Below are 13,438 nucleotides of genomic sequence, written 5' to 3' on the forward strand. Positions count from 1 at the left end.
TTCCGAAAGGGAGAAGGGTTTCCTTAAATCCAAAACATAAAAGAATCCAAGATTGCCTCTCAAATCGAAATACCTCGTATTTCTATCCGTTTTCTTCTTTCATATATATTCTGTTTCTGCGATAGAGCCGGAGACACTTTCAAAATACAAACAGATCGCTGAGTCCAAGAAACTCTGGGAAGATAGATACTGGACCCTTCTCATTCATTATACCAAGACGACTTTCGGTTGGGAAAGCGAGGCAGATTCACCTTCCTTCTTCTTATCGGAGAAGGGAAGAAAGAATCCTAAAGAGGAGTTGTTAGCAACGTTAAGCGCAATTGTTTCTCCGGCCTCTTCTCCCAATCCGGAAGATAAGAATTGGATGCATCCTCGTTGTAAATTTCCGGAAAGGACAAGATGGCTGCAACAAGAGTTAGGAATTCCGAATTCGGATCTTGCGGTCGCTGACTGTTCTCGTTTCGAGAAATGGATAGGTACTCTGAATCCTAAGGCTGCGAAGATCATATTCGCTTCTTATTATATGAACGCACCTGCATCCATCTTCGGGCATACTCTTTTAAAGATAGATTCAGCAAATGAAGACAGAAAGGATATCTTGGAATATGCAGTGAATTATGCAGCAAACGCAGATCCAAATTCTACAAATGCAATCGTCTATGCGGTTGGTGGTCTTTTCGGTGGCTACCCGGGAGTATTCTCTCTTTTTCCATATTATATTAAGATTGGAGAATATAACGACGCAGAAAGCAGGGATCTATGGGAATATGAACTTGGCTTGGAACAAGATGAAGTCATTCGGATGACACGTCATATTTGGGAATTGGGTTCTGCTTCTTTCGATTATTATTTTCTGGATGAGAACTGCTCTTATCATCTTCTTTCTCTTTTAGAAGTAGCAAGACCGAGTCTTCATCTTAGGAATAAGGCTCCTTTTGTGATCCCGGGAGATACAGTTAAGAAATATATAGAACAGGCTAATTTGGTCAAAGAGATCCATTATCGTCCTTCTATCCATAGCAAGATCTTGCAGAAAGTAAGAAGCATGAACGAAGAAGAAAGGAATCTATATCTTAAGGTTATTCGAAACGGAGACGTCTCTCCTCTATTCTCAGAGCAAGAGAACAAGAATATTAGAATTTCCTTGCTTACGGATTCTCTTATGGATTCCTTTCAATTCCGAAAAATGGAAAGAGATCCATATCCGAACCAAAACGAAAATTACAAGAAACTACTTCTATTCAGAAGTAAGATCAATACGGATTACGATGATTCCAAGAATGATCCGATAACACAAAGTCCTCATGTTTCGCACGGAAGTTCTGCGTTGTATAACGAAGTCGGAACTTCCAATTTAGGGAATTTTTACGGTTTCGGTTATAGGGCAGCGATTCATGATCTATTGAATACGGATACCGGTTACGTTCCGAATTCTTCCGTTGATTATTTTTCGTTTAAAGCAAGATATTACGAAAATACGAAGAAGCTTCATTTAGAAGATTTTCATTTCGTTCGACTCCTCTCCTTGACCCCTTACAATTCCTTAAGCAAATCCGTTTCTTATTTCGTGGATTCAGGAGCGGATTCTTCCGTCTATGAAAAGGATAAGGACAGACAAAGAAATGCTCTTCGCTATGAAGCTTATGTAAATCCTGTTTACGGTTCGTATTCCTTGGCTCAATTCGAACGAGATTCCGGAAAGGATAGATTCGAGAGGGTCACAAACGCAAATCTGGAAGGTACTGCAGGTTACAGTTTTCAGGATGAATTTTCTCCGGGACCGAAGCGTTTTCTATTTTCCGTTCAAGCAGGCTTTAAGGGAAGATACAATGGAAAATACGACACGAATGCAGTCGTAGCTCCACAAGGTGCCGCCTATTTCATCGCGAATTTCGATTCGTTCAAGGCTGTGCTTTCATTACATTATTATGCTTTTGGAATATATAATGTACAGAACGATTATAAGGCCCAATTGGGTTTAAGATATGCAATTCACCCTAATCATGAATTGAGAATAGAGGCCAAGGCCCAAAGAAATTATAATGAGGCTAGCTTTTCCTATGTGTATCAATTTTAATTCCCTCTTACTTTTATTTCTTCTTATCTTTTCTTCGGGGTGCAGTAGCATGCTCTACCATCCAACGAGAGATACTTATATTGAACCGCAGAAGTTAGGATTCCAGCCGGAGAGATTCTTCTTAAAAATGAAGGATGGGAACTTGGTCAGAGTTTGGATCTTCAAACCGAAAGGAAAAGCGAAGGCGAGCATTCTTCAATTTCATGGTAATGGGGAGAATATGAGCAGCCACTATGTGACCCTCGTTTGGTTGGTAGAAAGGGGCTATGAACTCATCACCTGGGACTATAGAGGTTACGGGGAATCGGAAGGAGAAGCGGACAAGCAAAAGATCTATGAAGATTCTAAAGAGATACTCGATTTTGCCCAAGAAAGAGCTCGTAAGGCTGGAATTCCTTGGATCGTCTACGGACAAAGTTTAGGCGGAGCAATCGCCTTACGAGGAGTAGGTGAAATGAAGAGTAAGGAAGGACTGCTTCTTGTAATCGCTGACGGAAGTTTCGCGTATTATTCCCATGTTGCAAAAACGATAGCTGACAAGGTTTTCTTTACTCCGATCGGTTATCTAGTGGGATTATTTTTCTCTGACAAATTCAGCCCGGGAGATGTAATCGCTGAGATCTCTCCAGTGAGACTTCTTTTGGTTCATGGAACCGAAGACGAAGTAGTCTCTTTTCCGAATGGGATGGAGCTTTTTGAAAAGGCAAAGGATCCTAAGATTTTCTGGGAGATCAAAGGCGCCAGACATTTGGATTGGATGCAAATGGGAAGATCTAAGGGCGCCGGAAATTTTTTAAAATATGTGGATGAGCTCACTTCCCAGAATCCGAAGTTTCAGTGACCGAATACATTCGATTTCCTTCTAAGAGAAGTCGCAATGCCTTCTCCGCATCTAACTCTTGGATCACTAACTCTGGAAGAGTAAACACACCTGTATTGAATAGCTCGAGAGACAAGAACTGTCTTGTAGATTGCTTTGCGAAGAAGATCTTCTCCACATCTCTGCACTTCAACTGGTAAAATCCGGGTTCCAGATCTAATAGCTTGTATTCTCCGGAATCTAAGGACAAGTTTCCAACGAGTATTCTCTTATCGGATTTAAAGGAACCTTCATACCGATACAATTCGATCCGGAAGGAAAAAAGGGACTGTGCGACTCTCGCAGGTCTCAGTATATAAACGGAAGAAACATCCGGTTTTTCGTTCTTCCATTGTTCGAATCTTTGAGAACCAGAGCAGTTCCAAAAGATACAAAGAAGAATAGGAACGAGCGAGTGCCTCATAAAAAATCTGGTAGCCCCTTGGGCTTGCCGGTTAAAATTGACCTTAATTCGAGGATTTTTCATGAAAATTGAGTTCACACCCGAGCAATACGAAACCTTGCTTAAATCCATCGCGATTTCAAGTTGGATGATCAACGCATTCAACGAAGGGGAAGAAGAATCCAACTCCTACGCAGAACTCGAGCAATACATACTTTCCTTCGCGAAAGAATTTGGAAAGCAGGAATTCGTAGACTACGATGTAGCGGATGATATCTATTATCCTACCCGCAAATTCGAAGATCAGACGGATATCTTCGATATCATTTCAGATTATGACAATGAACTCTTTTGGGATGAACTTATCCATCGCATGGCTCGTAGAGATTTTCTAGAAGAGTATGGAGAGTCGGGACTTGCTGCCATGGCAATCGAAGAAAGGATCGAAAAAGAAGCTCCTTATATCAGCAAATACGAAGAGATATTTACAAACCAAGGCTTGGAGAATGTGGAGATTCGTTCTTAAACGATTCTTCTCATGTTCGATCAGGAGCCATTTGGTAGTTTAGAAATAGATCGCCTTCTCCCCAATCTAAGAGGGGAAGGTTTCGTGGGTAAGAAAAAGATAGAGATCCCCTACTCTATCCCCGGAGACAAATACACAGTTTATAAATTCGGAAAGAGAAAGATATTCTTCAAATGGGATCCTACTCATCTGGAAGAAAGATCGGCTTCTCCTTTATGTGCCAAATTCGGAGAATGTGGCGGCTGCTCGGGACAGCATCTTTCCTATCCGATCCAATTCGGATTAAAATCGGATCCGATTCTTAAAGAATTACAAAATAGTAAATTAGAAAATATTCAAATAACTCCAGCTTCTTCTCAGTATTCGTATAGGAATCGGATGGATTTTGCCGTATTTCCGAATCGGGTCATAGGGCTCAGAATGGCAGGAAATTTCAGAAGGATCATCCCTTTAGAGAATTGTCCCATTCAATCCGATTGGGCCAACGAAGAGATGAAAGCACTCCCTAAGATCCTAGAATACTTTCCGGATTTGGAATACGATCGAAAGAAAGAAACAGGTTTTCTAAAATACATTACTCTTCGTAAGTCCGTGTTCACAGACGATTCCATGAGCATTTTCACTTTTACGGAAGATTTCAAGGCAAGTCCTTTGCTAGAAGAAGTTGCCGAAAAAGTAAAAGAGATCTCTCTCGCAAAGAATGTGGTTTTCTGCTTCAATCGCAGAAAGGGAGAAGTTTCCGCCTCCGGAGAAGCACTCGCCATCCGAGGAAATTCCTTTCTGGAAGAAGAGATCTGGGGAAGAAAATTTAAGATCCCTTTCGACGGCTTCTTCCAACCCAACCCGAAGGAATTCTTGCAAATATTAGAATTCATCCGATCGAACTTAATTCCTTCTAAGGTTCTAGTAGATCTATTTTGTGGAAGCGGATTCTTCTCTCTGCTTTTCGGAGAATCTTTCTCTCATATATTAGGGATCGATATAGTTCCTTCTTCCGTTGCCGCCGGAGAAGAGACTTTATTAAGCAAATTCCCTGACAAGAAGATAGAATTCTTCGCTTTCGACCTTTTTCATAAGAAAGGAATGGCAAAGATGAGCTCCGCAGAATTGCCTTGGCAAGACTCCGTTCTCATCGCCGATCCTCCTCGCAGCGGACTGAGTCCTGAGCTCTGCTCCTTCTTAAATGAAAATCCTGTCCGCCAACTCTTTTACGTATCCTGCAATCCTGAAAATCTACTAAGAGATACCAAGCTTTTAGAAGAAGGTTATGAGATGAGTAAATTCCAGCTTTGCGACCCCTTCCCCCAAACCCCTCATTTGGAAGCGATCGCACTCTTTCTGCCTAAAAATCGCTGAAGAGATTTCAGATTTCTTTCGATACAAGTACCCAAAGGCATTCATTTTTGAAGGTACACATGAACCGACTTAAATCTATTTTATTCTCATTCTTGATCCTTGCAGCTTGGGGATGTAATACGATCATCATCAAACCCTGGAACGGGCCGCATGCGATCAAATCCAGCGATAAGATCCGCGTCTTTTTAGGAAAAGCTGAGTCGGATCTTATGGTCAAATCAGACGGAGTGATCTTCGTCTATGATGTGAACGACCTTCTGATCAAGAGAGCTTACGATCATGTTTCTCTGGACATAAGAAAGCTAAAGGCTCCGATCCGATTCGTCGCTGATAATCCAGGCTTAGAATATAAGGGAAGAAAGCTGAGAGGAGAGATCCTTCTGCAACCGGAAAAGAACGGATCTTTTCTCGTGATCAATAGAGTTCCACTCGAAGAATATTTATACGCAGTAGTTCCTTCTGAAGTCCCGGCTGGCTGGCCCGCAGAAGCATTGAAAGCACAAGCAATCTGTTCTCGTACGTATGCAGTTCGAGAGATCTTGAACAAGAGAAACGCAGACTATGATGTAGAAGCGACTGTGAATTCTCAAGCGTATGCTGGAATGGATAAGGAAAATCCTAAGACTACGCAAGCAGTCCGCGATACCGAAGGCGTATTAGCAATTTATGATGAAGATCCGATCCACATGTTCTTTCACTCTAACAGTGGCGGAAAGACAGAGACTCCTGACCAAGTCTGGGGAGGCAAACGTTTGCCTTACTTAGAGTCTGTTTCTTCCAAATTCGACGAAGCAGGTGATAATTTTGTTTGGAAAGATATCCTCTCCCAAGACCGCATGGATAGCGCACTTTCTTCTTTAGGAGTTGGTTCCGTGCAATCCATACAAGTTCTTTCCAGAACTCCTTCCGGCAGAGTAGATCTGGTGGAAGTGATCGGAAAACAAAGCACTTCCAAGATCAAAGGCAAGGAATTCAGAAATCTATTGGGAGCTTCCGTTAAATCTTTGCGCTTTGGGATCAAAAGAGACCATGAAGGTTTTCTAATAAAGGGAATGGGCTCCGGTCACGGGGTCGGCCTTAGCCAATGGGGAAGTTTCGGAATGGCAAAGCAGAATTATTCTTATGCGGAAATCCTTCGTCACTATTATCAGGGAATCGAGTTCGCAAGGATTACGAGATAAGGCGATAAGGCGCCCAGTTGTTTTAGTTTTGTAGTTGTGAGGATGATGGGTTCGTGCTATGGGGTTTCCTTCGCCAGCCCACGAACCGCTCCCCCCACCCTGCCCCGGGCGGGGGCGCTTTAAGCCCTACTCCCACACTTTCTTATATTTAGATTACTTCCTTCTCATTTCGTTCTCCGGTCGTTTGCCCCCAAACAAAACAGACGCCCTTCCTTCTTCCGAGCTTTGACCGAATTCACTTGCCAATCTTTAGGAAGATTGAAAATAGACACATGTCGAATCCGACAAAAAGAATTATCATTCGCAATTTGATTAAGTCCTATCGGAGCGGAACTCAGTCCGTTTCCGTTTTGAAAGGGATCCAATTGGACGTTCCGGATACTTTCCTGACCTTGATGGGTCCTTCCGGCTCCGGCAAGTCCACATTCTTAAATATTCTTTCAGGGATCGACAAGGCGGACTCAGGAGAAGTTTGGATCGGCGGCAAGAATCTCGCTACCTTCTCCGAAGAAGAACTCACCAACTACAGGAGAAATGAAACTGGAATCATATTCCAATTCTTTCACTTACTTCCTTATTTGAGCGCGCTTGAGAACGTTGCCCTTCCTCTTTATATTGCAGGGATCGGAAAATCGAAGGCGAGAGAGATTGCAAAAAACGCATTAGAAAAAGTAGATCTTGCTCATCGATTCGGACACAAGCCAGACGAACTCTCCGGAGGAGAACAGCAAAGGGTCGCGATCGCAAGGGCATTAGCTAAGAATCCAAGCATCGTTCTTGCTGACGAACCCACTGGTAATTTGGATACATACCACGCTCATAAGATTCTGGAACTTCTCTTGGAGCTTCAGGAGAAGGAGAAATTCTCTCTCTTTATCGTGACTCATGACAGAGAGATTGGAGAAAAAGGCAAGATCAGATTGAAAATGAAAGATGGTCTGATCCTTCCACAAGAAGATCCAGCGCTTAGAGTATGACATTATATTTTATCTTTCTCTACGAATACTTTAAGACCTATTTGCCCAGGTTCATCTTTGCCTTGCTCGGGATTGCATTGGGTGTGGGCTTGTTTCTATCCACCACAACGAACGCGAATAAGGCAGAAAAGTCCCTCGTGGATTTTTCTATGGGATATCTAAAAGGGGAATTTAATCTTAAGATCTCAGCGCCTCAGCCTAACCAAAGTTTAGATTGGAAGATCTTAACTCATATTTACGAGAATCCAAAACTTAGATCCATACTGCTTGTCAGACCTCGTATCCAAAGAGAAGGGATTTCTTCTGATAATACGAGAGTTCTATATTTGGGAATGGACCTCACAAAGGAATATTTGGGCATCCCTCTACCGGAAGATAAAGGCCAAAACAATTCTGGTCCATTAGAAAAAAGTTATGTTTCTAGATCCTTGGCCGACAGATTTCACGGAGCTCCCTTTACCCTTCTGATCAACGGCAAGAATCTGGAGTTTAAGAATTATATTCCAGTGGATATTGAAGGTGGGTTTCTGATCATTGAGGATCTTTCCTATCTACAGACAAAAATGCCCGAATTAAAGGGACCGGATTATTTTCTTCTCAAGACCTCAAATCTGGATCTTTCAAAAGCAAAGGAAGAACTCCAAACGATCTTAGGAGCTAATCTAAAGATCGAAACTGCAGAAGAGATTAAAGAGAGATCCGCGAATGCACTTCGTTCTTTCCAACTCAATCTTCTCATTATCTCTTTCATTTCTCTCCTGATTGCATTCTTCATGGTCTCGAATACGATGTCCGGCCTCTTCTTAAGTAGAGAAAAGGAACTCGGCATCTTGAGGACCTTAGGATTGGATGTGAATCGTTCTATTCTGCTCTTCTTAAGCCAATCCGTTCTTCTTGGAATTTTAGGGACTATACTCGGACTTTTCTTAGGGATCTTCTTTTCCGGTTTGGATTTCTTTCGTCCAGAATCCGGTCTCGTAGACAAGAATCTATTATCTACTTATAATTCGATTTCATCTTTGGATCTTGGACTTGCGGCCATTCTAGGAATATTAGGCTCCATTATCTCCGCACTCTATCCTGCAATTCGAGCCGGTAAAATCCCACCGATTTCTATCCTACGAGATTCTCAAAAAGAGAAGAGAAAGATCTCTAATCCTAAATTGGCATTGTACGGACTTGTTCTCTTCTTAATTTCTATCCTAATCTCCAATCTTCCTTCTCCTTGGAAACTGCCTCTGCCAGGTCTTGCCGGTGTGGGAGGAGTTGTAATCGGAATCACATTCGCTTTTCCTTATTTACTTTCTCTTTTCAGTCGCATAGTATCAAGCATCTTGGACAGATCGGATAAGGGTTTTCCTTTTTTCAAGATTGGTTTAGAGGAATTAAAAGAGAATCCAGGAAGAAACACTCTCACTGCAGCAACCGTCATGCTCGCAGTATCTCTCGTTCTGTGTCTCACCATTCTCACAGATAGTTATAAGAAGTCTTTAAATGATTGGGTAGATTCGGAATATCCTGCGGATTTTACCATTATCAACGATCGCTTTTTCTATTCTGGAATTCACGGAGGAGTTCCCAAGGATCTTCCGGAAAAGATACGTAGTTTAGGAATTAGTTCCTATTTGGACGGATTCTTAGTGAATACGAATTTTGAAACGGATCTAGGCGCATTTACTCTTCATGCCTATGATTTTTCAGTCTATTCCAACAAACCGGAGAGGATCGAGAATTCGGTGCAAGAAGAAACGGATATTTTAATTTCTTCTAATATGGCTTATTTGAAGAAATTGAAAATAGGAGATGTACTGACATCCCGAACTCCTCATGGCAAAAAGACCTTTCGGATCAAAGGGATCAAGGAACATTTTTTTTCGGAAAGGGGAACCGTCATGATGGACATCCACTCTTACGAAAAGAATTTCGAGTATGATACTCTGAACTCTATCAAACTTTTCTTAAATAAGGAATATTCCACTGAGAATGGCCAAGCATTTGCAAAGAAGAAGATCCAAGATCTTTTTAATTCCAATCCGGAATATAAGGATCTGAATCTGCTCGATTCCGCACAGCTTAGAGAGATCTATCTCTACGAGATCAACAAGGTATTTCAGGTATTGGATTCCCTCAAGGCGACTGCGATCTTTATTTCGATCATTTCTCTATTGTCTTCTCTGATACATACCTTGTATGATAAGAGAAGGATCCTAGGACTTCTAAAATATCTGGGAGCATCTCCCGAACAATTAGGGACCATACTCAAAACGGAGGCGATCTATCTCACAAGCTTCGGTGCAGTCTTTGGAATTCTTTCCTCCCTGGTCATGTCGCCGATCATTTTGTATGTAGTGAATAGAAACGCATTCGGATGGACCCTTACCTTCTCTTTCCTGCCCACGATTCCTTGTTTAGTTTTAGTATTCTCCCCTATTCTAGGCTGGCTCTCCTCAATCTATCCTCTCCGGATATTGAGAAAAATGAGCTTCCAGCTCAGTCCGGAATAAGGAAAAACTATCTTGATTCCTGACTAGGCCCGACGTAAGGTATTCCTTCAATGGCTACACCTCTCGAAATAGCCCTGGAACTTGCAGAAGAAATTAAGAAAACCAATCTGCAAGAAGACAATAAGATCCCTTCTTCCGATTCTTTTCTGAAAGATATGATGGCGTTTTTTTCTAGGGAAGCGAATGATATCCGCCACTCCATGGAATTGCTTCGGCAAGCCAGGTATATTTTCGTCATTAAGATCGTTCTTCCGGAGCAATCTAAAAATGCAAGGGAGCAGGATCAGGGTGTAGATGCTTATGTTTATGCTGACCTAAAGATCGTAACGGATCTAAAAGCGTATGCGGAGAAGAAGTTAGAGAAAGCGTACGAGGCGACTTACTACAAACGCAAATCTCCCTTTCAGATCACTCGAGAACTTTTTCCGAAAATCAAAGAACACAATAATACTCCCCTAGGTAGATTCATCAATATAGCGGTAATGCTGGAAGAATACCAAAGGGTTCTGACATCTTCTCCGAATGATTATGATGATAACCGACGCAGAAACCTTCTCTCTGAATTATTGGAGAAGGCAGGCACTCCGGTAAGCGTAGCGAGAGATATTCCGGATTATGAGATTACTCCCTCCAGCGGGACCCCCGGATTCAAAAGAGCAGCCGATATGGTTGCCTCGGATGAGGGTTCATTTAATCCGAAAAGCCCATGGTCTAGATTGACCTCTAAGTTTTCCGTCGAATTCCTAATTCGGATCCATCTTAGAAAATATGAGTTCGATACTGTGAGAAAACTGATCTTGGGTGGAAAACTTACGAGCTTCGAAGATCTAAAATTCGTACGAGACAGTGTTCAAAAAATGGAAACCCACCTGAATCTGGATGCGAGTTTACAATCCTATGCAAGCGATATGACAGAACTCAGAAGGCTTGCTCAAAAGAAAATGAATATACTAAAAGGGATCACCAACTCCGGCTCCATTACTTCCTGAACGATCAGATCAGATCGAAATATCGAACAATGAACGCTGCGAGAAGGATCAGAAGAATGAAGATATATCTTCTTCTCGCGGAATAACCTGAGTCCATTCTATCTTTCGGAAAAGCGATTAGAAAGAGAAGAGCATTCACGATGAATACGATAAAGACTCCGTCCTGCTTCACTTTCCAGAATCCAGTTCCGTAAGCGATCGCGGCTCCAAAAGAAGGCAAAAAGGAAAGTAAAGTCTTCCAGGTGAGGACTCTTGTATCCCCTTCTATAATCGTTGCCTTCTTTCCGGATTTGGTTTCTAACTCGTTTAAGAAGGCATCCATATTCTCCAAATTCAAAAGAGGAATATATGTCCCTTGCTTGGTAATGAGTAAAATGCGGTCGTAGCCTCTATAACTATCTTTCTCTATAGATTCCAACTCGGAGAATTCAAACTCCATGCATTGGCCCTTTGCATTCCATTGCTTCAGAATCGAGCCATCAATCTCTACGCTGGCGCCCTGCAATACTTTCAATTGCCTGTTATAGTTCTTTACCAGAAGAAGAAGTAGAACTCCTCCTAAGAATAAGTACGTTGTGAGAAAGGTCTGCCTCTTCTCTTCCTCTAAATGGATTACGCTTACACCGATAAATATTAGAAAAACGAGAAGTACGAGCCCGGTCCGGATAAGCAGTTTCTTTTTAAAAATAGGAGAGTCGTATTTGTAAGTGGACATATTCTATTCCAGACTTCCGAATTCCGACTTCTTAAAGAGCGGGAATACTTGTATTCCTTCCGCTTCTATAGCTGCTTTTCCGCCTTCTTCCCTATCCAAGATGCAGACGCAGGCCTTGACTTCTAGTCCGGCATCTCTCAGACTTTTGATCGCCTGAAGAGTGGAACCTCCAGTGGTGATCACATCGTCCACTACCACGCAGGATTTGACTGCGTTCACTCCGCCTTCTACCAGATTCTTGGTGCCGTGATCCTTGGCCTGCTTTCTTACGATCAAAGGGTACACATTCTTAGATTGCTTTCGAAATTCTAGAGAGATCCCGAAGCAGATCGGATCGGCGCCCATGGTCAAACCGCCAAACGCCTCAGAATTGCTTAATCCGGATTCGGGAAGATGCTGCCCAACTATGTATTTGCATAAAAGCTCCAATCTTTCCGGATGCAATGTGATCTCTTTACAATTGAAATAATGCCTGGATTTCCTTCCGCTCGCTAAGGTAAAAGGCTCTTCTCGAAACCTGTACGCGTGATCTTTAATGAGTCGAAATAATTCTTCCCTCACTGGATTCTCCCTTCGAGCTTCGAGCCCGGAATTCCATCTTAGTAGGAACTCCTCAGGAAAAAACAGATTTTTGAGGTGGGAGATCGGTCGGTCAGAAAAATTCCAGGACCCGGATTTTTTTTGCAACCAATCGGACCGTTTTGGCTCGTATCAGGAAAACCAAGACCGGAAAACCGATATGGAACAAACGAAAAAGAAACTAGCACTGAAGACTACCATCTTCTTGATTGCGACTCCAATCATTGGAGTCATTGGTACGGGAGCATTGCTTCTTACCCGGGGAATCCCTTTAAACACATGGTTGGTCTACTTATTCATGACCGCAGCCACTGGACTCGCGATCACAGGAGGATACCATCGTCTATTCTCTCATCGCGCTTATAAGGCATCCCTGCCGGTCAGATTATTCTATATTCTCTTTGGAGCAGCTGCATTCCAACAATCCGTAGTCGAATGGAGTTCCGATCACAGGATCCATCACCGATTCGTGGATAAAGAAGAAGATCCGTATGCGATCACAAAAGGATTCTGGTACGCACATATTCTTTGGTTATTCGAGAATAGAGATCACAGAACACCTGTGAACGTGAATGATCTATACGAAGATAAATTAGTCAAATTCCAAGACGATTATTATTATGCGATTGCGATCTTCATGGGATTCATCTTCCCTACTCTTCTATGCTCTCTTTGGGGAGATGCGTTGGGTGGATTATTGCTGGCAGGATCTCTTAGAGTTGCGGTCAACCATCACATGACCTTCTTTATCAACTCTCTTGCTCATTATAAAGGCGACCAACCTTTCTCGGACAAACATACCGCGAAAGACAACTGGCTAATCGCTCTCTTCACTTTCGGAGAAGGATATCATAACTTCCACCACGAGTTCCAAGCAGATTACAGAAACGGAATCCGTTGGTTTGATTACGATCCAACCAAATGGCTCATCAATACGTTTGCATTCTTTGGATTAGCTTCCGACAGAAAGACTATCTCAGAAGAACAGATCCTTCGCAAGAAAATGATCATGGATGAGAAGCAGCTTCGTGGCAAATTGGAATCCAAGTCCCAATCCTTAAGCCAAGGCTTTGAAGAAAGACTGGAAGCTTTGAGAAATTCAGTGCAGGAATCCCAGCAAAGACTGATCACTCTGAAAGCTGCCGAGGCAGATGCAGGAAAGAAGGCGATCAAGGATGCAGAGTCCGATTTCAAAGTCGCTCTGAATACTTGGAAGAGATTCGTCTCTGGAGACCTGGCACCAGCTTAAAATAATTATAATATACCTGAACC

The 13,438-nt window shown here is 42.5% G+C and carries 12 protein-coding genes; 9 read left to right on the top strand and 3 right to left on the bottom strand.

Features of this window, described 5'->3' with window-relative positions:
• Positions 1-52: 52 nt before the first annotated feature.
• Both EHO59_RS17805 and EHO59_RS17810 read left to right on the top strand, forming a co-directional pair.
• Entirely contained in the window at positions 53-2,077 is a 2,025-nt protein-coding gene (locus EHO59_RS17805; protein ID WP_135589779.1) for an Lnb N-terminal periplasmic domain-containing protein, read from the top strand.
• Between the two features lie 49 nt (positions 2,078-2,126).
• Positions 2,127-2,918 (top strand): alpha/beta hydrolase, encoded by a 792-nt coding sequence (locus EHO59_RS17810; protein ID WP_342776350.1) that lies wholly within the window; start codon positions 2,127-2,129, stop codon positions 2,916-2,918.
• Here EHO59_RS17810 and EHO59_RS17815 read toward each other — a convergent pair.
• The gene (locus EHO59_RS17815) at positions 2,890-3,360 is read right to left on the bottom strand and encodes a hypothetical protein (RefSeq protein WP_246053041.1); all 471 of its coding nucleotides are present in this window, start codon (positions 3,358-3,360) and stop codon (positions 2,890-2,892) included. The two genes, EHO59_RS17810 and EHO59_RS17815, sit on opposite strands and share 29 nt — an antisense overlap.
• A gap of 61 nt (positions 3,361-3,421) precedes the next feature.
• Between EHO59_RS17815 and EHO59_RS17820 the strand changes: the two genes are divergently transcribed.
• The 6 genes from EHO59_RS17820 (at position 3,422) to EHO59_RS17845 (ending at position 10,872) form a co-directional block, all read left to right on the top strand.
• A complete protein-coding gene (locus EHO59_RS17820; RefSeq protein WP_135589782.1) occupies positions 3,422-3,865 on the top strand; it encodes a hypothetical protein in 444 nt (147 codons plus the stop codon).
• Between the two features lie 84 nt (positions 3,866-3,949).
• Positions 3,950-5,221, top strand: coding sequence for a class I SAM-dependent RNA methyltransferase (locus tag EHO59_RS17825; protein WP_246053043.1), 1,272 nt, complete (start codon positions 3,950-3,952; stop codon positions 5,219-5,221).
• 59 nt (positions 5,222-5,280) lie between these two features.
• Entirely contained in the window at positions 5,281-6,402 is a 1,122-nt protein-coding gene (locus EHO59_RS17830; protein ID WP_135589784.1) for a SpoIID/LytB domain-containing protein, read from the top strand.
• A 272-nt stretch (positions 6,403-6,674) separates the two neighbouring features.
• Positions 6,675-7,379, top strand: coding sequence for an ABC transporter ATP-binding protein (locus tag EHO59_RS17835; RefSeq protein WP_135589785.1), 705 nt, complete (start codon positions 6,675-6,677; stop codon positions 7,377-7,379).
• Positions 7,376-9,883 carry an FtsX-like permease family protein gene (locus EHO59_RS17840; RefSeq protein WP_135589786.1) on the top strand — a complete coding sequence of 836 codons (2,508 nt, stop codon included), beginning with the start codon at positions 7,376-7,378 and terminating at the stop codon, positions 9,881-9,883. The genes EHO59_RS17835 and EHO59_RS17840 overlap by 4 nt, the downstream gene beginning before the upstream one ends.
• A 50-nt stretch (positions 9,884-9,933) precedes the next feature.
• Positions 9,934-10,872, top strand: a complete 939-nt coding sequence (locus EHO59_RS17845; protein ID WP_135589787.1) for a hypothetical protein — start codon at positions 9,934-9,936, stop codon at positions 10,870-10,872.
• A 4-nt stretch (positions 10,873-10,876) separates the two neighbouring features.
• Here the strand turns inward: EHO59_RS17845 and EHO59_RS17850 are convergent, their stop codons facing one another.
• Both EHO59_RS17850 and pyrE read right to left on the bottom strand, forming a co-directional pair.
• Complete coding sequence (locus EHO59_RS17850) at positions 10,877-11,587, bottom strand: hypothetical protein (RefSeq protein ID WP_135589788.1); 711 nt, start codon at positions 11,585-11,587, stop codon at positions 10,877-10,879.
• Between the two features lie 3 nt (positions 11,588-11,590).
• Positions 11,591-12,148 carry an orotate phosphoribosyltransferase gene (pyrE, locus tag EHO59_RS17855; RefSeq protein ID WP_135589789.1) on the bottom strand — a complete coding sequence of 186 codons (558 nt, stop codon included), beginning with the start codon at positions 12,146-12,148 and terminating at the stop codon, positions 11,591-11,593.
• 178 nt (positions 12,149-12,326) lie between these two features.
• Between pyrE and EHO59_RS17860 the strand changes: the two genes are divergently transcribed.
• Positions 12,327-13,415: an acyl-CoA desaturase gene (locus tag EHO59_RS17860; RefSeq protein ID WP_135589790.1), complete on the top strand. Its 1,089-nt coding sequence runs from the start codon at positions 12,327-12,329 to the stop codon at positions 13,413-13,415.
• The last annotated feature ends 23 nt before the right edge of the window (positions 13,416-13,438 follow it).

Origin of the sequence: Leptospira semungkisensis, assembly GCF_004770055.1 — a bacterium.
GTDB lineage: Bacteria > Spirochaetota > Leptospiria > Leptospirales > Leptospiraceae > Leptospira_B > Leptospira_B semungkisensis.